Genomic DNA, 21,620 nt, shown 5'->3' with positions numbered 1-21,620 from the left:
GCAAAGTTATCCACAGGCTGGCAGGCTCGGGAGCGCGATGCCCGTCCGGACAGGCAGTATGGGGCCATGACTGAGAGCAACGGGTCCGTCTCGCCGGATCAGCAGCAGCGTGCGGCCATGCCGGACTGGGAGAAGCGCTTCAGGGCGCCGCGGGTGTCACTGCCCGACTGGGCGGAGGACGCGCCTGACCGCTCCCTGTTCGTCTCCAATGCGACAGGGACGTACGAGCTGTACGCGTGGGACCGGTCGACCGGCGCCCAGCGCCAGGTGACCGACCGGCCGAACGGTACGACGGACGGTGTGCTCTCCCCGGACGGCGCCTTCATCTGGTGGTTCGACGACAAGGACGGCGACGAGTTCGGGGTATGGCGCCGCCAGCCCTTCGACGGCGGCGCCGACGAGCCCGCCACTCCTGGCCTCGACCCGTCCTACCCGGCGGGCCTGGCCCTGGGCCGGGACGGGCGGACGGCGGTGGTGGGCCGTTCCACGGACGAGGAGGGGACGACGATCCATCTGGCCCGCTCCGGGGCGGAGCCGGTGCTGATCTACCGCCACCGGGAGTCGGCGGGCGTCGGCGACCTGTCGCACGACGGGGCGCTGATCGCCATCGAGCACACCGAGCACGGGGACGCGATGCACTCCGCGCTGCGGGTGGTCCGCCCCGACGGCGCCACGGTCGCCGAGCTGGACGACACGAAGGGCGGCACCGAGGAGCTGGGCCTTGAGGTGCTGGGCTTCGCCCCGGTGGAGGGCGACACCCGGCTGCTGATCGGCCACCAGCGGCGGGGCCGCTGGGAGCCCCTGGTCTGGGACATCACGGCGGGCACGGAGACGGACCTGTCGCTCGACCTGCCCGGCGATGTCAGCGCGGAGTGGTACCCGGACGGCACGGGGCTGCTGATCGTGCACAGCTTCGAGGCCCGCAGCGAACTCTTCCGGTACGACCTGGCGAGCGCCGCGCTGGAGCGCGTGGCGACCCCGCCGGGCATGGTGTCGGGGGCGACGGCCCGGCCGGACGGCTCGGTGGAGTACCTGTGGTCGTCGGCGGCCGAGCCGCCGGCGGTGCGGTCCACGGACGGTTCGGTGGTGCTCGACCCGCCCGGGATGAAGTCCCCCGGGTCGGTGCCGGTGGAGGACGTGTGGGTGGAGGGTCCGGGCGGCCGTATCCACGCGCTGGTGCAGAAGCCCGCCGGGGCGAGCGGTCCGCTGCCCACGGTGTTCGAGATCCACGGCGGCCCGACCTGGCACGACAGCGACGCCTTCGCCGCGGGCCCGGCGGCGTGGGTGGACCACGGCTACGCGGTGATCCGGGTCAACTACCGGGGCTCCACCGGCTACGGCCGGGCCTGGACGGATGCCCTCAAGCACCGGGTGGGCCTGATCGAGCTGGAGGACATCGCGGCGGTCCGGGAGTGGGCGGTGACCTCGGGTCTCGCCGACCCGGCCCGGCTGATCCTCACCGGCGGCTCCTGGGGCGGCTACCTCACCCTGCTGGGCCTGGGCGTCGAGCCCCGGTCCTGGACGGTGGGCATCGCGGCGGTCCCGGTCGCGGACTACGTCACGGCGTACTACGACGAGATGGAAGCCCTCAAGGCCATGGACCGCACCCTGCTGGGCGGTACGCCGGAGGAGGTCCCGGCCCGCTTCGAGGCGTCCTCACCCCTGACCTACGTCGACGACGTCCGGACCCCGGTCTACATCTCGGCGGGGGTCAACGACCCGCGCTGCCCGATCCGCCAGATCGACAACTACGTCAAGCGCCTGGAGGCCAGGGGCGCGGTGCACGAGGTGTACCGCTACGACGCCGGGCACGGCTCGCTGGTCGTCGACGAGCGGATCAAGCAGGTCCGGCTGGAGCTGGACTTCGCGCGGCGCCACCTGGAGGGCGTACAGGGCGCGGACACGGGGTCGGGCGCGGTGCCGGTCGGCTGAGACCGGTCAGCTCCCCGACCCGGCGGCGGGCGGTGGCAGCCGGACCACCGCCACACCGCCCTCCAGATCGACCTGGGTGCGGTGCGGGGGAGCGCCGTCCTCCTCGTCGTCCCGCATCAGCAGCGAGGACTGGCGTTCCTTCAGCTCATGCGCCTTGCCCGCGGACAGCGCCCCGTGCAGCTGCTCGAACCCGGTGGCGGAGACCTGCCCGGCACGGGCGCCGTTCCGCCAGGGCAGCAGTCCGGCCCGCCCCATTCTGAGCAGCAGCTGGTCCACGAAGGCGATGACCGTGAGCAGGATGACCAGCCCGGGAAGCGTGACGAATATGGCGAACTCCATGGGGCCAGTGTGCGCCCGGGGAGTCCGCCGGGGGAGGGGTTTGCGGGATGTGGTCGAACGGGGGTACGGGCCGGGCTGTGGGCTACCAGCCCCCGCGCGGACCGTCACCGGCCCGGCAGCGCGGGCAGCGGCAGGGGGGCCAGCGCAGGGTGCCGATGCCGAGAGGTGGCTGACCAGGCCGGTAGACGAGCTGGGGGGTACGGTCGACGCGTTCGCCGTCGGCGCGGACGCGGTAGGTCTCGATGGTCAGCTGCGAGGCGCCTGGGGCGGGCGGAGTACCGGCGTTCACCACGCCACCTTCCTGGTCTGCGGGGTGGACGCGTCCGCGCACACGGCCGTCTGCCGCAGCGTGAAGGCGAGGGCGCGCCTGCGCCACAGTTCCCGTTCCCGGTCCTCCCAGTCACGGACCCGTTCCCGCTCCCGTGCACGGTCCGCGTCACCGGCCGGGAAGTAGGGCCGCACGAGTACTGCCGTACGGGCATCGAGGGAGACGTCTTCTGGAACCCTGAACGACCTCGCCGACACGGCCGAGGTACTCGCCGAGGAGGACGGCGCGCAAGCCGACGCGGTCGCGCGGTGTCGGCCAGCCGGTCGTGACCGATCGGCACGGTGTCGCCCTGAGGGGCGCGGTAACACCCGTAACAGCCACCCGAACCACCTGGCGGCCCGGCGGGTAGTGTCGTGCATGTTGGCGCTCCTTCGCAGCGTCCGACCACGCCCCGGGGCCCTGTGCAGGCCGCCGGGGTCTTGTCTGAGCCACTGACGCTAGGAGCGCGGGAGACCGGGAGGGGGTAGAGCCTCTACCCCCTCCCGGAGGGGTACGGTTCCTACCCCTCTCGCGCGATCACACGGGCACGCACAAGTCCCGTGCGAGGGTCTGCGCGTCGTCGCGGACGAGACGGGGGCCGGACTTCGCGAGGTCCGGGAGCACCGCACGGGCATGCAGGTTGTACTTGATCGTCTCCTGCGATGTCTCGTACGCCTTCTTCAGCAGGGAGACCGCGGCCAGTCGTTCGCCCGACATGCCGTAGGCGCGAGCCGTCTCGATGAGGTGATACGCCCGGCGGGTGGCCGATGGAATGCCGTTGAGATCCAGGGCATCCGCGACTTCGAGAGCCCGGTGAGGCTGTATCAAGTCGTTGTGCATGGTGATCGCGTAGGCATCGACGATGCCACGCCCGAAGATCAGCCAGGGATGCGAGTAGCTGTCACCCAACGTCCGCGCGACGGAATCGGCCTTGTCCCAGTAACGCCACGCGTCCCCGGCCTGCCCTGTCTTCGCATACGACAAGGCGACCGCCAGATAAAGGACTCCCCGGCGGGCGAGATGCTCCGGATCTTCACCGTCCGGCAGAAGGGAAACCGCCTGTTCGGCCATATCCACCCGGGCTTCCGCGACTTCCCCGGCATCCCGGTGAACATGGTTGACGTACCAGGCCGCTCCGGCAATTGCTCGCGGACTATCGGCGTCCATCGCGGCGGTCATGGCCCGATCACTGGTGAGCGTGATCAAATCCGCTGCCGGTTGAAAGGAAAGGAAGAGCTGGGCGAGGTGGTATGTCTCGGTCAGGGCTACCAGCGCGCGCCGACGGTCGGCCCCTTCAAGGACGCGTGCGCTGTGCCGGGTGTCGGCGAGCAGCGACGGCAGCAGGTTTCCCAGCCGGGTGCGGTTGCCCTCGATACGGTCCCGGGGGCCGGAGCGGCGGTCGGTCGAGTGCCAGAGTTTCCATGCCTCGCGTACGTGGGCGACCAGCACGGCGGCGGGCTCGGGCTGCCGGTCGGCGGGCTTCAGAGGGAAGTTGGTCAGTGCCTGCTTCACAAGAGGCAGCGTCGTGTGTTCGGCTTTCGCATAGGTGACTGCGGTTATCCGGTCGTCACCGGTGAGTTCGGTGATGTCTTCGACGCCGAGCGCTTGAGCGAGGCGAAGCAGTTTGGGAAGGCGCGGCATACCGATACGGCCTGTCTCGATCGCCTTTACCCATTCCGTGGACTGGCCCATGCGGTCGGCGATGATCGGCCGACTCTTTCCCGCGCGTATCCGCGCCCGGCGCACGCGTTGCCCAAAGGTGAGTGATGACGCACTGTCGGTGGGGTCAGACATGCTGATCTCCGTTCTGCGGCGACACCAGAACGGTACCCCTCGCCCATTGCGGGGGAACGGCGATCGGTCCCCGCATCCGCGGGTCCCGTCGTGCTGCGGCGCGCGATCACGGGCGCCGGGATCATCTGGGGTTGCGTCTGGGATTGCGCTGGAACAGGCGCACCGACCAGACAGCGGAGTCCGCGGGCCGGTAGACCAACTGCGGTCCAGGCGGACCCGGTACGTCCCGATCGTCAGCCGCGAGGTGTCCGGGGCGGAAGGCGTGGAGAGGTGCTACGCCGCCCCCACCCATCTGGCGTAGCTGTGCAGCTCGGGTGACGGAGTGCCCCGCACTCTCAGGAGCGCCAGTACCGTCTCTCTCGTCGTGGGGTGGTAGCGCGTCTGGACGGCTTCAGCCGATCGGGCCTGGAGCAGTGAGCTGAGGGCCTTCTTCCTCTTTCCCAACCGCTCGTAGCTGCTGGCCATGTCCATGTGGTGGTGCGCCTCGCGATTCTTGGCCCATGCGTGAGGGAAGGCAACCTTCTCGCCTTCTTCTACCGCGGTTCCGAAATTCCCCAGGTCGGCGTGGATCGACACATTGTGGAGTTCGACGTTGGTGCTGTCGAAGATCATGCCGTAGGGGTCGAATCCCGGCGGCAGTCGATCCGCGTACTCACAGGCCGCCTGTACATGGCCGGTAGCGGCGGCGGCAGCTCCGACAGTGCCCTTTCGCGCGTGCAGCACCGCGGCTTTGAGGTGCATGTGCCCCATCATGTAGATGGCTCGGCGCTCTCCACGTACCGCTGATTCTTCGAGCTGCGTCTGCACTCGGCGGACGTCCGCCAGACCAAGGTCGTGCGCGCCGCTGTGCAGAAAGAAGACGCTTCGGCAGGCTGACACCGTTCCGGCCAGGCAAGGGTCACCGGAACGGCTACCGGCTACCTCCAGGCGCTCAAGGGCCGTCATCCCCAGGTCGGTGTACCCGAGTTTCTGGGTGAAGGTGTAGGCGAGACGGTAGGCGGAAGCCAGCAGCCAATAGGCCCGTTCGCGTTTACGGCCCGCCGGGGCCATATGGGCGGCGTGGATCAGTTCCTCGATGATGGCCGGTAGGCGTGAGCCGATCTCCCCTTGCCCCGACAGTCTGAGTTCCTCAAGCTGTGCGACTTCTGCCGACAGGGCGCGAAGGGTGCGTGGCTCAGTCTCCGGGTCAACTACATGAAAGGGATTGGCGATGGCGATCCTCAGTGGCTGGATCAGCTCTTCAAGTTGTTCGCTTCGAAGCTGTCTGATGAATGGCTGGCCCGTCAATTCCGTGGCCGGAACACGCAGCGCGCGGGCCAAGGCCGCCGTCACCGCCGGAGAAGCGGGAAGGTGTCCGGACTCCACTTTTGTCAGCGTGCTATAGGAAACGTGGGCGCGTTGCGCGAGCCCCGATTGTGTGAGTCCTCGCTGCTTTCGAATGGCCTTGATACGTGGGCCGATTCCCTTGGAGCCGAACGATAAGCCAGTACCGTGAGTCATGCTGATCTCCGTTCTGCGGCGACAACAGAACGGTACCCCCGGCCAGTTGTGAAGGAACGGCGAACGGCCCCCGCTCACACGGAGGCCGTTCGCATTACTGAAGGTCTGGATCAGCTCGGGTCGCGGTGGAACAGGGACTTGGACCAGAAGTAGCCCAGGACCGCCAGCGCCACGCACCACACGACCGCCAGCCAGCCGTTGTGGCCGATCTCCGTGCCGAGCAGCAGACCCCGCAGCGTCTCGATCGCCGGGGTGAAGGGCTGGTACTCGGCGATCGGCTGGAACCAGCCCGGCATCGCGTCCACCGGCACGAACGCGCTGGACAGCAGCGGCAGGACCATCAGCGGCATCGCGCTGTTGCTGGCCGCCTCCGCGTTCGGGCTGGACAGGCCCATCCCGACCGCGATCCAGGTGAGCGCGAAGGACACCAGGGCCAGCAGCCCCACCGCGAGCAGCCATTCGACGATCGTGGCGTCGGTGGAGCGGAAGCCGATGGCGACGGCGACCGCGCCGACCAGCAGCACGCTCATCACACACTGGATCACACTGCCGAGGACATGCCCGATGAGGACCGACCCTCGGTGGATCGCCATGGTGCGGAACCGGGCGATGATCCCCTCGGTCATGTCGGTGGCGACGGAGACCGCGCTGCCGATCGTGGTGCCGCCGATGGTGAGGAGCAGGATGCCGGGGACTACATAAGCGAGGTAGTCGGAGCGGTCTACGCCGCCCTCGATTCCGGCGCTCATCACATCGCCGAAGATGTAGACGAAGAGCAGTAGCAGCATCACCGGTGTGAGCAGCAGGTTCAGGGTGAGGGACGGGTAGCGCCGGGCGTGCAGCAGGTTCCGGCGGAGCATCGTGGACGAGTCACGCAGGGCGAGGGACAGGGAGCTGCTCATCGGGCGTTCTCCTTGGAGTGACCGGCGGGGCGGGTCTGGCCGGGGACGGAGGTGGTGGGGGAGGTGCTGGTCAGGGCGAAGAAGACGTCGTCCAGGTCGGGCGTGTGGACGGTGAGTTCGTCCGCCTCGATCCCTACCGAGTCCAGCCAGTCGAGCAGGGAGCGCAGCTCGCGCTGGCTGCCGTCGCTGGGCAGATGCAGGGCGAGTGCCTCGTCGTCCCGGGTGACTTCGCGCAGGGCGGTCGCGGCGGCCCGGTAGGCGGCGGGGTCGGTGAACCGGAGCCGGATATGGCCGCCGGGGATGAGCCGCTTGAGCTGCTCCGCCGTCCCCTCCGCCGCGATCTTGCCGTTGTTGAGCACGGCGATCCGGTCCGCGAGCTGGTCCGCCTCCTCCAGGTACTGGGTGGTGAGGAAGACCGTGACCCCTGTGGTGACGAGCTGCCTGATGATCTGCCACATGTTGTGCCGGGAGCGTGGGTCGAGTCCGGTCGTCGGCTCGTCCAGGAAGATGATCCGGGGGTCGCCGACGAGGGTCATGGCGATGTCGAGGCGGCGCTTCATCCCGCCGGAGTAGGTGGAGGCGGGCTTGCGGGCGGCGTCGGTGAGGTCGAAGCGTTCGAGGAGTTCGGCGGTCACCTGGCGTCCCTCGGTCTTGCCGAGGTGGTGCAGATCGGCCATGAGCAGCATGTTCTCCTCGCCGGTGATCAGCCCGTCTACGGCGGAGAACTGTCCGGTGACGCCGATCGCGGCCCGTACGGACTGAGGTGCCCGGGTCAGGTCGTGACCGGCGACCCGGGCCTCGCCGCCGTCGGCGCGGATCAGGGTGGAGAGGATCTTCACGGCGGTGGTCTTCCCGGCCCCGTTCGGCCCGAGCAGGGCGAAGACGGACCCGGTGGGGATGGTGAGGTCGATCCCGTCGAGGACGGACTTGTCTCCGTAGGACTTGCGGAGCCCGGTGGCGGCGACGGCGAGGGCGCCGGAGTCCGGGTGGGCGGGGGTGGAGCGGGCGGCGGAGGGCATGGCGGTTTCCGTTCCGGAGTGTGGAGGGGGAGGGGGAGGGCGCGGTCAGACCCGGGCGCGGCGGACGTCGATGTTGCCGTGCCGGGTGCGGGCGTGGACCCGTACGGTGTGCTCGGGCTGCTGCGGGGCGTCGGACGCGGCGAGGCCGTTGCGGATCTGGCCGGTCCCGGCGTCGATGTCGAGCCAGGCGGCGGTGCCGTGCCGCACCCCGACGTCGATGGCCCCGTACTGGGTCTGCAACTCCACCGTCCCGGAGGCGACTTCGCCGACCCGCAGGGTGCCGTGGGCGGTGGTGGCGGTGACCGAGGTGGCGGCGCGGGTGATGTCGATGTCTCCGTTGGCGCCCTTGACCCGCAGTTCGCCGGTGACGGCGCCGATGGTGGTGGTGCCGTGGGAGTTGCTCAGGACGGCGGGCCCGTCGACCGTGCCGACCCGCAGACTGCCGGAGCTGGTGCCGATCTCGGCGCCGCCCTCGACATGGTCCACGGCGATCGAGCCGTGCGAGGCGGTGAGCCGGAGCGGGCCGGTGGTGTCGAGCCGGACATCGCCGGAGGAGGTCTTCACCTGGACCTCGCCGAGCCGCCCCTCGCCGAGGACCTGGGTCCAGGCGCCGGTCAGCTCGACGGCCGAACCGGAGGGCAGTTCCACGGAGACGTCCACCACGCCGGTACGGCCGAACAGCCCGCTCTTGGGGGTGCGCAGGGTCAGTACGCCTCCGGCGTAGGTGACTTCGGTCTGCTCGGCGACCCGGACGTCGAGTTCCTTCTTCGGGTCGCGGGGCGTGACGTCCACGACGGTGTCGGCGCGGTCGGTGGCGGTGAACCGGACGGAACCGGCCTCGACGTGGGCGGTGACGGAGATGGCGGCGGGAGTGGCGAAAGAAGGCATGGCGGTGTCGTCCTCTTGGCTTGGTGGGGTGGTGATGGATGGATAGGGGTCGGGCGGGGTCAGAGAGTCCAGCCCTTGAAGCTGTGTCCGATGCTGAGGGGCCGCTCCGGCGCCCGCGGTCCGGCGACCGCGCCGCCGTCGACGGCGGTGGCCGCGGCCCGGACGAGCCAGGCGTTGACCGAGAGCCCTTCGCGCCCGGCGATGTCCTCGATCCGTGTCTTGAGCCGGCCGGGCAGCCGCAGATTGATCCGGGCGGTGGTGGTGTCGTCACCGTCCAGCACCGGCGCGGGCAGTGGCTCTGCGATGGCGCCAGACTCGCCCGCCGGTGGCGTCACAACAAACTCGGGGTCCAGCCCGCGCAGCCGTACCTCCACGGAGCCGGGGGCCAGGTCGCGGGTGATCTCGTCCATGGCGGCGGAGAGCAGATTGAGCATGCTCAGCCGGGTCGCGGACTCCAGAGGAGCGATGAGCCGCTCGACCAGCTCGCGGACATCGTCCCCGTCGGCCTGCGCGGCCACCGCGAGTTCGCGGTGGAGGGTGTCGACGTACGGGGTGAGGTTCATGACGTCATCATGGCACCTCGATGGCGCCATAAGCAACCCCGATTGGCGCCGGTGATGCCGCCAGGGCGGCGCCCAGGTCTCTGAGCTGCGCGAACTCGATAAAAATTGTGGCGGGCGAGGTGGCGCCAAGGGGGGTGGTGGCGTGCGTGGGCGCTGGGCATAGCGGACTATGCGCCTCATTTGGCGCCTGATGCCACTGCGTGGCGCCGCATGTGGCCATGTGGCGCCATGTGGCGCCGTAGCCGGGTTCAGTGGCGGCGCCGGGCGGCGACGGTCATCGCGTGCCCGCCGGGCGGTGCCGTGGGCAGGCGCAAGGCGCCCAGTGGGTGGTGAAGGGGACGAGCCGGGGGTCCGGTTCGTGGGGGACGATCACCGTGGTGCGGGGGGCGGTGACCGTGCCGTCGGGGCGGACGGTGTAGATCTCGATCGTCATCTTCGCCGTGGACGGCGTCATGGCGTGCGTCATGTCGACGCTCCTTGGGGGCGTGGGGGATACCCCGGGAGGTCTCGCCGCCTCGCCGGGGTCCGACGCCCACGACCGTAGGGGCGCCCGCCCGCGGTCGCCGACCGGGATCCGGTCGCCACGCTCAGGCGCTCAACAGGCCCACCTTGCCCGCGAGTTCCGCCGCACGGCGGCGGCGCGGCGCGCGGGGCGACTCCAGGTGCTCCAGCAGGATCGCGCGGGCGTACCCGTTGTAGCGGATCGTCTCCGGCGCGGCCTCGTACGCCTTCTCCAGGGACGCCACCGCCACGTCCGGCTGGTTGTCGAGCTGGTAGCCCCGGGCCTCCTCGATCCGGTGCCGGGCGCGCCGGGGCCGGGACCTGATGGCGGTCCGGTCCGCGCGGGCCGCCTGCCGTACCGACTCGCCGCCCTGGTGGAGTTCGACGGCCACCGTCACCGCGTGCGCGCCGAGCACCGCCCGGCCGAAGCTGGTCACCGGGTGGGCGTACTCGGCGGGCAGCCGCGCGGCCATCCCGCTCGCCCGGTCCCAGTGGCGCCACGCGGTGCCGGACTCCCGGCGGCGGGCGGCGGTGTAGCCCAGCTCGAACTCCAGCGCCCCGGCGACGGCCAGCACCTCGACCGGGGCATCGGGCAGCAGCGGCTCCAGGAAGCGGACCGCCTCGCGGTTGATGGTGTCGGCCGTGTCGTAGTGGCGCGGTCCGCTGTCGCGGTGGGCCTGTGCGAGGAGCCAGGACGCGACACCGACGGCATGCGGGTCCTCGCTCTCCCGGGCGGCGATCATCGCGCGCTCGGCGACCCGCCACAGCAAGGAGGCGTCGGGCTGGTAGGCGAGGAAGAACTGCGCCAGCGCGTAGACCTCCGCCAGCAGCGCCTGCGCGGCCCGCCGTTCGGGCGCCCGGTCCGCCAGCCGGACGACCGTCTGGGCGTCCCGGATCAGCTCCGGCAGCAGCGCGCCGATCGCCTCCCGGTGGTTCCTGGACGCGTGCCGGGTCCGCCACGCGGCCCGCAGCCGGGCGTCGAGACCGGCGGCGGACGGGGGTACGGCCGTGTCGGCGCGGGTGAGCGCGAAGTCGTCGACGGCCGCTTTCACGGCGGCGAGCCGGGGGTGACCCGGGCCGGTGAACAGATCGACGTCCGTCTCCGGACGGCCGGTCAGTTCGGCGAGGTTGCGCACCCGCAGCACCTCCGCGATCCGTATCACCGTCTCCAGCCCGGGAGCCTTCAGCTGACCGTTCTCGATCTTCCGGTAGGTGTGCGGGGACATCCCGAGCAGATCGGCGACCTGCGTCTGCGTCATCCCGCGCCGCTCCCGCAGGAGTTGCGCGCGCTGGCCGAACCTCAGCGGGTCGGCGTACGGGTCCGGAGTAACGTCCTGAGCCATGGGCACGCCCCTTCTGGCGGATTCGTCGGATTCAGGGTAGGGCGAGCGGCGCACTCCGCACGGCCCATCACACACCGGGACCTGACACCTGCCGTATCCACGACGCCCTCCTCACAGGCCGCCCCGAGGAACGCGCCACCCTCCTCGTCCACCGCGACCACCCCAAGGTCCGTGCCCTGTATGCACGCTGGGGCTATCGGCAGGTCGGCGAATGCGTCCCGTTCGCGGGCGCGCCGGTGCTCTGCGCTCTGGTGCTCACTCTGCGTTGACCCCCGTCGGCCACGCTCACCGCCCCCGGTGATGTTCACGTAAACATGTCGCTGAAGTGCAGCAATCAACCGGTCTCGTCCAAGTCCTTGACAGTGTCCCGCCACGCTCGCAAACTTCCCGCAACATCATGTTTACGTAAACATGACATGCCGTCAGCTCTTGTCGTCGGCTCCTTGTGATCCCGACCTCCCGGTCATGCCACCGGTACGCACCGGCCCGCACCGGTACTCACCCGCGCCCGCGCAGCTCCACGACACCCTTGAGGTACACCCCTATGCGCTCGGTACGTCACATCAACCCCACCAGACCCATACGTCCCGTACCCCGCGTCCTTCTCCTCGCCCTCCTTCCGCTCCTCGCCCTGCTCACCGTCACCGCCCCCGCCCAGTCCGCCCCCCGACCCGTCCCCAACGGAGGCCAGTTCACCGATCTCGACGGGGAACCCGTGCACGCGCACGGCGGCGGAGTGATCAAAGTCGGGGCGTACTACTACTGGTTCGGCGAGAACCGCAACGACGACAACACCTTCCGGTACGTCTCCGCCTACCGCTCCACCGACCTCAAGAACTGGGAGTTCCGCAACCACGTCCTCACCCAGGCCACCGACCCCGAACTCGCCGTCGCCAACATCGAGCGCCCCAAGGTGATCTACAACCGCGCCACCCGGCAGTTCGTGATGTGGATGCACAAGGAGAACGGCTCCGACTACGGCGAGGCCCGTGCCGCCGTCGCCGTCTCCGCCACCGTCGACGGCGACTACACCTGGCGCGGCAGCTTCCGCCCGCTCGGCCATATGTCCCGGGACATCACGACCTTCGTCGACACCGACGGCACCGGATACATGATCTCCGCCGCCAACGAGAACGCCGACCTGCACATCTACCGGCTCACCGCCGACTACACCGCCGTCCAGGAACAGGTCCAGCGGCTCTGGCCGGGCGAGTCGCGCGAGGCCCCCGCCCTCTTCAAGCGCGGCAACGTCTACTTCCTGCTCACCTCCGGCGCCTCCGGCTGGGCCCCCAACCAGCAGAAGTACGCCACCGCCAGCAGCGTCACCGGGGCGTGGAGCGGGCTGAGCGACGTCGGTGACTCCACCACCTACCGCAGCCAGACCGCGTACGTCCTGCCCGTGCAGGGGACCCGGGGCACCAGCTACCTCTACATGGGCGACCGCTGGGGCAACTCCATGGGCGCGAACGTCAACGCCTCGCAGTACGTCTGGCTGCCCCTCGCCTTCCCCACCAGCACCACCATGAGCATGAGTTACTCCCCGCGCCTCACCATCGACACCGCCGCCGGGACCATCACCGGCATGGACGGGCCCTGGGAGACCCTCACCGTCCGCAACAGCGGCAGATGCGCGGACGTCGGCGGCTTCGACACCACCGACGGGGCGCAGTTCGTGCAGTGGGGCTGCGGTTCCGGCGTCAACCAGCACTTCTGGCTCCGCGACCTCGGCACCGGACACGTCCAGATCATCGCCCGGCACAGCGGCAAGTGCCTCGACATCGCCGGAGGGTCCACCGCCGACGGCGCCTACGCCGTGCAGAACACCTGCCGCGCGGCCCTCTCCCAGCAGTGGCAGGTCCGCTCCACCTCCGTTCCCGGTCATGTCGAACTCGTCGCCCGGCACAGCGGCAAGTGCCTGGACGTCGTCAACCAGTCGACGGCCGACGGCACCGCCCTCGAACAGTGGACCTGCAACGGGGGCGACAACCAGCGGTGGCGGCGGGCGGTGACGACGCCGTAGACCCAGCTTCCGGCTCCGGTGCCCATCTTCCGGCGCCGGACGCCACCGCCCGTCCGCTCCGGCCCGGCGTCAGCGGGCCGGCGCCGACCCGCCCCTCCCCAGCAGTTCCGCCAGGCCCCGGCGGGTCGCCGCCAGGATCACCCGGTCACCGGACTTGAGGACATACGTGTCCGGCAGATCCCAGACCAGGCCCGACGGGACACCGCCCGTGCCGCCGCCCGTCGGGCCCTGGTCCCCGGCGCGGCGGCGGCCCGCCGCGTCCGTGTCCAGGGCCAGCACCCGCCACGCCCCGGGACGGAACGCGTCCGCGACCGTACGGCCCTCCAACTGCGGCTGGCCGTCCACCTCCAGCGCCGCGAACAGCAGCACCCGCCGCTCCACCGGGATCGCGCCCAGGATCTGCCGGCCCAGCATCGCCGACGCGAAGGCCGGGGCCGCCAGATGCGAGACGCTGCGGCTGCGGGTCAGGGCGTCGGGGTGCGCGGCCCGCAAGGTGCGGTACACGGCGGTGGCGAAGTCGTCGTCGTACAGCCGCAGCACCACCCGCAGCCGGGAGCGGAGCGAGCGGCCGTACAGGACCGCCTCCAGATTGGTGGTGTCCACGCTGGTCAGCGCCAGCAGCGCGGACGCCCGGTGGATCTTCGCCGCCTCCAGGACGCCTTCCTGGGTCACATCGCCGAGCACCACCGGCACCCGCAGCCGCCGGGCCGTCGCCATGCCCCGCGCCTCCGGGTCCGCCTCCACGCACACCACCGGGATGTGCAGCTCGCGCAGCCGGGTCAGCACCCGTGTGCCGATCTTGCCCAGCCCCAGCAGCACCACATGCCCGCTCAGCCCGCGCGGCGGCTTCCGCAGCGCCGACGCGGTACGGAACGTGCCGAGCCCCTCCAGCACCGCCGCCAGCAGCACCGGGAGCATCAGCAGGCCCACCAGTCCGGACAGGAGCTGGAGGACCTGTTCCCCGACCGACGCCCGCACGGCCGGTTCGTTGATCGCGAACAGGTTGAGGAGGGTGATGTAGGTGGCGTGCAGCGGATGGTCGTCCGTCGCCACCATCAGCGCCACGGCCAGGGCCACCACACACGCCGCCAGACCCGCCAGCGTCCAGCGCAGCCGCCGCGAGAAGAGCGACGCCAGCGGTACGCCGGTCCGCGCGGTGGGCAGTTGCGGGCCCGAGTACGACACCTGCTCCAGCACGATCGTCGCCCGCCCGGTCGCCGCCCGCACCGCCGCCGCGTCCGGCAGCAGCCGCGGCCCGTGCTCCCCGCTCTCGTCCGAACTGTCCGCCCCCGCCGGGTCGTTGCTGGTCGAGGAGAGCAGCGCCAGGGTCGCCAGGCCCGGGTCGGCGACCTGGCCCGGGGCGGGCGGATGCCGCTCCACCGCGCGCAGCAGCAGCCCGTCCGTCTGGACCACCTTGCTGGTGCCGGTCAGCGCGGTCGCGGCCAGCGCCGGTGCCGCCGTGTCGGCGTCGGAGAGGACCACCGTCGTGGCGTCCCCGGCGTCCGGACCGTGCGGGCCGCCCGTCCCGTCCGCGCCGGTCGCCAGCGCCGACGCCTGGTCGAGGAGGTCCTCGATGTGCTGGCCGAGGCGGCGGTTGTACAGCCGCAGCACCAGCCGGAGCCGGGGGTTGAGGCGGCGGGCGGTCAGCGCCGCCCGGATGTTGGTCTCGTCGTCGTCGTACACCAGCGCCAGCGCCGTCGCCCGGTCCACGCCCGCCTCCGCGAGCACGGCCTCGGTCGGCTCGCCCGCCTCCACGACCCGCTCCCCGGCGCCGTCCCCGGCCACCACTCCCGCCGCGGTCACCGGGAAACGGCCGCCCACCGCCGCGCCCACCCGGTCCAGCAGCGCCGCCGACGCCGCCCGCGCCCGGCCCACCACCGGCGGCCGTACCCGGGGACCGGTCGGAGGTACGACGAGGGTGACCTGTTCGCCGTAGACCCCGCGGAGTTCGGCGGCCAGGCGGTGCGCAAGACCGTCGTCGCCGCAGACGATCATCGGACCGCCCGACGGTCCCGGGCCCGGCCGCGCCGCCGCCCGTGTCCCCGGCGACGCCCGCGCGCCCGGCGACGGCCGCGCCCCGGGTACCGGCCCCGCTCCCGATCCCGGCCCCGTACTCGATCCGGCTCCTGTCCCCGCGCCCGACCCCGACCCCTGTCCAGGAATGCTCGCCACAACGTCCCAGACTGCCGCAGGGCGAACGCCGGTTCCAGCGGGCACCCCGGCGCGGCAGCAACCCCGCCCCCGTCGGACCTCCGCACCGGCGTTTGACAGCGGCCCGGTCCCCCTTCCATGCTTGTGCTAATTCATTAGTGGAACTATGGAAGAAGCGAAGGTGACGTGGTCGAGTACCGGATCGACCGTGGCAGCGGCGTCCCGGCCTATGTGCAGATCGTCGAGCAGACCGAACGGGCCCTGCGCATGGGCACACTGACGGTCGGCGACAAGCTGCCGACGGCCAAGGAGGTCGTCGCGGCCACCGCCGTCAACCCCAACACCGTGCTGCGGGCCTACCGCGACATGGAGGCGGCCGGGCTGGTGGAGCTGCGCCGCGGCCTCGGCACCTTCGTGACGCGGTCGCTCGCCCGGCCCGGCGCCGAGGACGACTCCCCGCTCCGCGCCGAGCTGGCCGACTGGACCGCCCGCGCCCGCCGCGCCGGACTGGAGCGGGCCGATGTGCTCGCCCTGGTCACGGCGGCACTGGACGCGTACGACGCCGCTCCGCCCGGACCGGCCGACCCATCCGGGTCACCTGGCCCGTCCGCCCCACCGAAACATCCCGCACAACACCAGGAGAACGCATGACCGCGCCCGAAGCGCCCACCGCGCTGCGCGCCACAGGGCTCGGATTCCGCCACCGCCGCCGCGCCCCCTGGACCCTGCGGGACTGTGACTTCACCGTCCCCCGTGGCCGGATCACCGCCCTGGTCGGCCGCAACGGCGTCGGCAAGAGCACCCTGCTGCACCTGGCCGGCGGGCTGCTGCGCCCCGGCGCCGGGGAGATACGGGTACTGGACACCGCGCCCGCCACCACCGCCGCCCGGACCCGGGTCGCCCTGGTCACCCAGGACAAGCCGCTGTACCCGAGGCTCACCGTCGGCGCCACCCTGCGCCTCGGCGCCCGGCTCAACCCGGTGTGGCACCCGGCCGCCGCCGAACGCCTGGTCGCCGAGGGGGACATCCCGCTCACCGCCCGGCTCGGCGAGCTGTCGCCCGGCCGCCGTACCCGGGTCGCCCTCGCCCTCGCGCTCGGCAAGCGCCCCGAACTGCTCCTCCTGGACGAGCCGCTGGCCGACCTGGACCCGGTGGTGCGCGACCAGATCATGGCGGCGCTGATGACCGAGGCCGCCGAGCACGGCACCAGCATCGTGCTCTCCTCCCATGTCCTGCCCGAGCTGGAGCAGACCTGCGACTGGGTGGTGCTGCTCAAGGACGGCCGGGCCGCCCTGTGCGAGGACGCCGACGCGCTGCGCGAGGCGCACGCCCAGGTCACCGGCCGCGCCGACCGCGCCGGTGACCTCGCCGACCACATCGTCGTACGCCGCCGGACGAGCGGGCGGCAGCTCACCGCGCTGATCCGGCGGTGCGGCCCGCTCCTCGACGGCTGGCACCTTGAACGGCCCCGTCTGGAGGACGTCCTGATGGCCCATCTGCACGGCGACGACCCCGGCCGGGTCCCCGGCGCCCCGGCGGAGGTGGCCGCGTGAGCACCACGTCCGTCCCCAGCCGGGCCGCCGTCCGGCGCCACACCGCGCGGGGCGCGCTCTGGCTGGCCTGGCGGCAGGCGCGGGTCCCGGTCGCCGTCGGCGCCGCCGTGCTGCTGGTCGCCGCCGCCGTCGCCGCGTACTCCCGGGCCGGGATGCTCGACGACCTGGCCACCGGCCGGTTCGACCACTGCGGCACCGGCCCCCTGCACTGCTCCCGCCCCGGCGACGGACTCCCGCTGCTGCTGGACATCGCCCCGCTCCAGTACCTGGGGCTGCTGAACATCGCTCTGCCGGTGCTGATCGGCGTCTTCTGGGGCGCCCCGCTGCTCGGCCGCGACCTCGAACTCGGCACCCACCGCATGGTGCTGTCCCAGGGCATCAGCCGCGTCCAGTGGTTCGCCGCCCGCTTCGGACTCGCCGCGGTCTGCGCGGTCGCCGGGTCCGGGCTGCTCGCCACGGTGTTCTCCTGGTGGCGCGAGCCCGCCGCCGACCGCAGCTACGGCCTCTTCTGGTACGAGACCACCGCGCTCAGCGGCTCCGGGCCCCGGGTCGTCGCCGCCGCGCTCTTCGGACTGGCCGTGGGCACCTTCCTCGGCCTGCTCACCCGGCGGGTGCTGGCCGCGATGGGCCTGACCCTGCTGGCCACCGGGCTGACCGTGATCCTGCTCGAACTCGCCCACAAGACCCGGGCGCTGGTCCCCCCGCGCTCGTATCTCAGCGAAGGCATCGCCCCCAAGCCGCCGATGGGCGACAAGTGGTCCACCGGCACCTATGGGCTGATCACCGCCGACGGCCGCCGTGACTCCGTCCTGAACTGTCCTTATGTGTCCGGCCCCGAACTGCGACAGTGCATGACCGGCAAGGGGTATGTCTCGCGCTACTACGAGGCCAATCCGCCCGCCGACTACTGGGCGTTCCAGTGGCTCGACACGGGCGTCCTGGCCGTCGCCGCGCTGCTGCTCACCCTGGCCACACTGCTGCTCCTGCGCCGCCGCACATCCTGACGCCTACGTCTTCCCTCTTCATCGTCCCCATCGCACGGAGGTCACTCAGTCATGCCCGCAGACGCCAAGTCGCCGCAGAAGCTGCGCAGCAATCGCGCCTCGCTCACCCACAAGGCCGGGTACGCGCTGCGCCACCCCGCCAAGGTCGTGCCCTATGTCCGCCGGGCCACCCGGGACGCCTGGCTGCGGGTGAAGCACCCCGACCACGTCGGCTACTACCGGGCCGTGATGGCCTCCGACACCCGCCGCAGCCCCGAGGCCGCCGTGGGCAGCAAGACCCATGACCGGTGGCTGGCCCTGGGGCAGATGCAGTTCGACTATCTCGTCGAGCACGGACTGCGCCCCGGTCACCGGATGCTGGACATCGGCTGCGGCAATCTGCGCGGCGGCTGGCGCTTCATCGACCACCTCGACACCGGGGGCTACTACGGCATCGACATCTCGCCGGACATCCTGGTCGCCGCGAAGCGCACGCTGACCGAGCGCGGGCTCCAGGACAAGCTGCCGCATCTGACCATCACCGGCGATCTGACCCTGGACTTCCTGCCGGACGCGCACTTCGACGTCGTCCACGCGCACAGCGTCTTCTCGCACTCGCCGATCGAGCTGATCGACCAGTGCCTCGCCCATGTCGGGCGGGTGCTGACCCCGGCCGGGTTCTTCGACTTCACCTTCGACCGCACCGAGGGCACCGAGCACCAGGTCCTGCGGGAGGACTTCTACTACCGCACCGAGACCCTGCTGGAGCTGGCCGGGAGCCATGGGCTGCACGCCCGGTTCATGGCGGACTGGGAGACCCGCAGGCACGGCCAGTCGAAGATCCGGGTCAGCCGCTCCCCGCTGCCCTAGTGCCGTCCTAGTCCGTCTCCGCGAGGGTGTGGGCGACGAGCGCGTTGGCGTGCCCGTGGCCCACCCCGTGCTCCTCCTTCAGCAGCTTCACCAGCTCCATGTGCTTGGCCGGCAGCGCGGCCCGGATCAGCTGCTTCCACTCCTCCACGGGGCGGCCGTACTTCTTCTCGATGGCGGGGAAGTAGAAGGCGGGACCCTTGGCGGGGGCGGCGTCGGCCATGACGATGGCTCCTTCATCCGTACGGCGGTGTCTGTCGGGAAGGTAGACGGCCGGGCGTACGAGAAGTCATCGCCGCCCGGCTGTGTGCCGCGTCACACGTTCCGGGCCAGTACCCCGCCCTCCAGCGCCCGCACCACATGGGCCGTGATGCCCGGTGCCGGGAGCGTGCCGAGCTGGGCCGACTCCGCGCCCGCGTACACCAGGGACCACATCACCTGCATGATCCACGCGGCCGACACCCCGCTGTCGAAGACCCCGTCGCGCTGACCGCGCTCGATCAGCTCCAGCACCAGCCGCTCGGTGGCCTCGCCCTCGTCCTCCGCGAGGTCCCTGGTGGCGTCCTCCAGCAGCTGGGTCTCGCCGAACGCGAACAGCATCCGGTCGCCCACCCCGACCACCGAGGTGACCAGACGGCGCATCGCCTCGGCGGGCGGCCCCTGCTCGGGCGCCGCGTCCCGGACCGCCTTGTCGATCAGCTCCAGGGAGTCCAGGACCGCCGCGTGGAGCAGCTGGTCCCGGTCCGGGAAGTAGCGGTGCAGGGTGCTGCGGCCGACATCGGCGGCCTTGGCGATCTCCGCGAGGGTCGCCCGGCGGTCCCGGGCCAGCACCGCGGCGGCGGCGTCGAGGATCGCACGCCGGGTGCGATGGCGTGTACCTGACTCTGCGGCGGACGGCGTGCTCATGTGCCGAATATATCGATGGACACCTCACTGTGGAACTTGCATACTCGAAAATGGGACACTGGAGTCCCAAAAGTAAGAGTTGCCATCCCATGCACGGCCATGCAAGCACATGCAAGCCCATGCGGTCGTGTCGGGAGAGTCCGGAGGGTCTGCTGTGTCGAACCTGGAAACAGGGCCGGAGGCGGGGGCGGGGGCGGGGGCGGGAACGTGGACGGGTGCGGGTACGGGACCGGAGGCCGCCGAGCGGCCGAAGGCGCCGCCCACCGTGCCCCACCTGCGCCTGCTCTGGTCCTTCGTCCGCCCGCACCGCGCCACGCTGATCGTCGGCCTGCTCCTGGGGCTCGCGGTCACCGCGACCTCCCTCGCCACCCCGCTGGCCACCAAGTGGGTGCTCGACGGACTCGCCGACTCCCGCTCGATCGCCCCGGCGGTGATCGCGCTGTCGGTGCTGATCGTGGTCGGCTCCGTGACGCAGTGGGTGCAGTGGATCCTGCTCGGGCGGATGGGGGAGCACGTGGTGCGGGACGCCCGCCGCTCCATGGTCCGCCGGCTGCTCCGGCTGAAGATCGGCGAGCTGGGCGGCCGGTCCAGCGGCGAGCTGGTCACCCGGGTCACCTCGGACACGGTGCTGATGCGCGAGGCCGCCACGTCCAGCCTGACCCAGCTGGTCAACGGCACGATCGGGCTGGTCGGCGCGCTGGTCATGATGGCCTTCCTCGACCTGGTGCTGTTCACCGTCACCTTCGCGAGCCTCGCCGTGGTCGGTGTGCTGGTCGCGCTGCTGATGCCCCGGCTCGCCAAGACCCAGCGCGCCGCCCAGGAGTCGGTGGGGCGGCTGGGCGCGGCGCTCGACGGGGCGCTGCGCGCGATCCGTACGGTGAAGTCGGCGCGCGCCGAGGAGCGTGAGTCGGAGCGGATCGTGGCCGAGGCGGACGCCTCCGCGCGGCACAGCGTCAAGGCGGTGCGGATCGACGCGGCGGTCTGGGCGATCACCATGGCCGGGGTGCAGCTGGCGATCCTGCTGATCCTGGCGGTGGGCGCGTTCCGGGTGGACTCGGGCGCCCTGCCCGTCTCCAGCCTGATCGCCTTCCTCCTGTACGCCTTCCAGTTGCTCGACCCGGCCACGGAACTGGCCCGTGAGTTCTCCCAGCTCCAGTCCGGGGTCGCCGCGGCGGCCCGGATAGCGGAGATCCAGAAGCTGGAGCTGGAGGAGGGCCACACCCGCCCCGCGGTCCCGCGCCCGTCCCGCCCCGCGGCAGCCGCCACTCCCGCGGTCCTCATCTTCGACGACGTCACCGCCCGCTACGCGCCGGACGGCCGCCCGGTCCTCGACGGTGTCTCCTTCGCCGTACCGCGCCATGGGCACACCGCGATCGTCGGCCCGTCCGGCGCGGGCAAGACCACCGCCTTCGCGCTGATGCTGGAGTTCCTGCGCCCGGACACCGGCAGGCTGGTCCTGGACGGCCGCCCGCTCGACGAGTGGCCCGCGTACGAGACCCGACGCCGGATCGCCTATGTCGAGCAGGACACCCCGCTGCTGCCCGGCACCCTCGCCGACAACCTCCGCTATCTGCGCCCCGGCGCCACCGACGCCGAGCTGTGGAGCGCGTTGGACGCGGTCGGGCTGACCGGGCGGGCCGAGGAGCTGCCGGACGGGCTGGACACGGTGCTCGCCGGGGCCACCGTCTCCGGCGGTGAGCGCCAGCGGGTCGCGCTGGCCCGTGCGTTCGTCGCGGACCCGGAGATCCTGCTGCTGGACGAGGCGACGGCCCAGCTGGACGGGTTGACGGAGGCGGCCGTGCAGTCCTTCATCCGGGACCGGGCCGGGCGGGCGGCGGTGGTCACCATCGCCCACCGGCTGTCCACGGTGGTGGAGGCGGACCGGATCGTGGTCCTGGAGAAGGGCCGGGTCCGCGCGACGGGCACGCACACCGAACTCCTGGCCGGAGACACGCTCTACCGGGACATGGTGGCGGCACTGCGGCTGGCCGCGACGGCGGAGGAGCCGGGTACGCCTCTGGCGATCTGACGATCCGTCAGCTACGGTCGGGT

The 21,620-nt window shown here is 71.5% G+C and carries 21 protein-coding genes; 7 read left to right on the top strand and 14 right to left on the bottom strand.

The genetic code is table 11. The annotated features are described in order from the left end of the window. Window positions 1–66: 66 nt before the first annotated feature. On the top strand, window positions 67–1,932 hold the full coding sequence (locus AB0D49_RS37355; RefSeq protein ID WP_362767138.1) for a prolyl oligopeptidase family serine peptidase: 1,866 nt from the start codon (window positions 67–69) through the stop codon (window positions 1,930–1,932). 6 nt (window positions 1,933–1,938) lie between these two features. Here AB0D49_RS37355 and AB0D49_RS37350 read toward each other — a convergent pair whose 3' ends face one another. The 11 genes from AB0D49_RS37350 to AB0D49_RS37300 all read right to left on the bottom strand — a co-directional run bounded on the left by AB0D49_RS37350 (window position 1,939) and on the right by AB0D49_RS37300 (window position 11,088). Further along, on the bottom strand, window positions 1,939–2,271 hold the full coding sequence (locus tag AB0D49_RS37350; RefSeq protein ID WP_362767135.1) for a DUF6191 domain-containing protein: 333 nt from the start codon (window positions 2,269–2,271) through the stop codon (window positions 1,939–1,941). 82 nt (window positions 2,272–2,353) lie between these two features. Then, window positions 2,354–2,560, bottom strand: a complete 207-nt coding sequence (locus AB0D49_RS37345; RefSeq protein WP_362767132.1) for a hypothetical protein — start codon at window positions 2,558–2,560, stop codon at window positions 2,354–2,356. Beyond that, window positions 2,557–2,733: a hypothetical protein gene (locus tag AB0D49_RS37340; protein ID WP_362767129.1), complete on the bottom strand. Its 177-nt coding sequence runs from the start codon at window positions 2,731–2,733 to the stop codon at window positions 2,557–2,559. The genes AB0D49_RS37345 and AB0D49_RS37340 overlap by 4 nt, the downstream gene beginning before the upstream one ends. A 382-nt stretch (window positions 2,734–3,115) precedes the next feature. Next, a complete protein-coding gene (locus AB0D49_RS37335) occupies window positions 3,116–4,372 on the bottom strand; it encodes a transcriptional regulator (RefSeq protein ID WP_362767126.1) in 1,257 nt (418 codons plus the stop codon). Window positions 4,373–4,645: 273 nt separating this feature from the next. Next, window positions 4,646–5,872, bottom strand: a complete 1,227-nt coding sequence (locus AB0D49_RS37330; protein ID WP_362767123.1) for a helix-turn-helix transcriptional regulator — start codon at window positions 5,870–5,872, stop codon at window positions 4,646–4,648. A gap of 110 nt (window positions 5,873–5,982) precedes the next feature. Next, window positions 5,983–6,774, bottom strand: a complete 792-nt coding sequence (locus tag AB0D49_RS37325; protein WP_362767120.1) for an ABC transporter permease — start codon at window positions 6,772–6,774, stop codon at window positions 5,983–5,985. Continuing rightward, complete coding sequence (locus AB0D49_RS37320) at window positions 6,771–7,793, bottom strand: ATP-binding cassette domain-containing protein (RefSeq protein WP_362767117.1); 1,023 nt, start codon at window positions 7,791–7,793, stop codon at window positions 6,771–6,773. Before AB0D49_RS37320 ends, AB0D49_RS37325 begins: the two co-directional genes overlap by 4 nt. A gap of 45 nt (window positions 7,794–7,838) precedes the next feature. Then, window positions 7,839–8,681, bottom strand: a complete 843-nt coding sequence (locus AB0D49_RS37315; RefSeq protein WP_362767114.1) for a DUF4097 family beta strand repeat-containing protein — start codon at window positions 8,679–8,681, stop codon at window positions 7,839–7,841. Between the two features lie 59 nt (window positions 8,682–8,740). Then, window positions 8,741–9,244, bottom strand: a complete 504-nt coding sequence (locus AB0D49_RS37310) for a hypothetical protein (protein WP_362767111.1) — start codon at window positions 9,242–9,244, stop codon at window positions 8,741–8,743. Between the two features lie 274 nt (window positions 9,245–9,518). Then, on the bottom strand, window positions 9,519–9,710 hold the full coding sequence (locus AB0D49_RS37305; protein WP_362767109.1) for a hypothetical protein: 192 nt from the start codon (window positions 9,708–9,710) through the stop codon (window positions 9,519–9,521). 121 nt (window positions 9,711–9,831) lie between these two features. Further along, window positions 9,832–11,088, bottom strand: coding sequence for a helix-turn-helix transcriptional regulator (locus AB0D49_RS37300; RefSeq protein ID WP_362767106.1), 1,257 nt, complete (start codon window positions 11,086–11,088; stop codon window positions 9,832–9,834). Between the two features lie 544 nt (window positions 11,089–11,632). Between AB0D49_RS37300 and AB0D49_RS37295 the strand changes: the two genes are divergently transcribed. Then, window positions 11,633–13,108 (top strand): RICIN domain-containing protein, encoded by a 1,476-nt coding sequence (locus tag AB0D49_RS37295; RefSeq protein WP_362767103.1) that lies wholly within the window; start codon window positions 11,633–11,635, stop codon window positions 13,106–13,108. 69 nt (window positions 13,109–13,177) lie between these two features. Here the strand turns inward: AB0D49_RS37295 and AB0D49_RS37290 are convergent, their stop codons facing one another. Further along, entirely contained in the window at window positions 13,178–15,103 is a 1,926-nt protein-coding gene (locus AB0D49_RS37290) for an NAD-binding protein (RefSeq protein WP_362767100.1), read from the bottom strand. Window positions 15,104–15,445: 342 nt separating this feature from the next. Here AB0D49_RS37290 and AB0D49_RS37285 point away from each other — a divergent pair, with 342 nt between their 5' ends. The 4 genes from AB0D49_RS37285 to AB0D49_RS37270 are packed head-to-tail and all read left to right on the top strand — an operon-like array spanning window position 15,446 to window position 18,665. Continuing rightward, complete coding sequence (locus tag AB0D49_RS37285) at window positions 15,446–15,910, top strand: GntR family transcriptional regulator (protein WP_362767097.1); 465 nt, start codon at window positions 15,446–15,448, stop codon at window positions 15,908–15,910. Further along, on the top strand, window positions 15,907–16,812 hold the full coding sequence (locus AB0D49_RS37280) for an ABC transporter ATP-binding protein (RefSeq protein WP_362767094.1): 906 nt from the start codon (window positions 15,907–15,909) through the stop codon (window positions 16,810–16,812). The genes AB0D49_RS37285 and AB0D49_RS37280 overlap by 4 nt, the downstream gene beginning before the upstream one ends. Further along, window positions 16,809–17,816, top strand: a complete 1,008-nt coding sequence (locus tag AB0D49_RS37275; RefSeq protein ID WP_362767092.1) for a transporter — start codon at window positions 16,809–16,811, stop codon at window positions 17,814–17,816. The genes AB0D49_RS37280 and AB0D49_RS37275 overlap by 4 nt, the downstream gene beginning before the upstream one ends. Window positions 17,817–17,867: 51 nt before the next feature. Next, entirely contained in the window at window positions 17,868–18,665 is a 798-nt protein-coding gene (locus AB0D49_RS37270) for a class I SAM-dependent methyltransferase (protein WP_362767089.1), read from the top strand. A gap of 7 nt (window positions 18,666–18,672) precedes the next feature. Here AB0D49_RS37270 and AB0D49_RS37265 read toward each other — a convergent pair whose 3' ends face one another. Together AB0D49_RS37265 and AB0D49_RS37260 are read right to left on the bottom strand one after the other, a co-directional pair. After that, entirely contained in the window at window positions 18,673–18,885 is a 213-nt protein-coding gene (locus AB0D49_RS37265) for a DUF4287 domain-containing protein (RefSeq protein WP_362767086.1), read from the bottom strand. A 92-nt stretch (window positions 18,886–18,977) separates the two neighbouring features. Beyond that, complete coding sequence (locus AB0D49_RS37260; RefSeq protein WP_362767084.1) at window positions 18,978–19,568, bottom strand: TetR/AcrR family transcriptional regulator; 591 nt, start codon at window positions 19,566–19,568, stop codon at window positions 18,978–18,980. Between the two features lie 265 nt (window positions 19,569–19,833). On the opposite strand from AB0D49_RS37260, the gene AB0D49_RS37255 reads away from it, so the two are divergent. Beyond that, window positions 19,834–21,597 (top strand): ABC transporter ATP-binding protein, encoded by a 1,764-nt coding sequence (locus AB0D49_RS37255; RefSeq protein ID WP_362767082.1) that lies wholly within the window; start codon window positions 19,834–19,836, stop codon window positions 21,595–21,597. Window positions 21,598–21,620 lie beyond the last annotated feature (23 nt).

Source organism: Streptomyces sp. NPDC048290 (genome assembly GCF_040652095.1).
In the GTDB taxonomy this organism is placed as follows: domain Bacteria; phylum Actinomycetota; class Actinomycetes; order Streptomycetales; family Streptomycetaceae; genus Streptomyces.
Note: the sequence above shows the minus strand (reverse complement) of the source record. Positions and strands in the feature narration are given on the sequence as shown.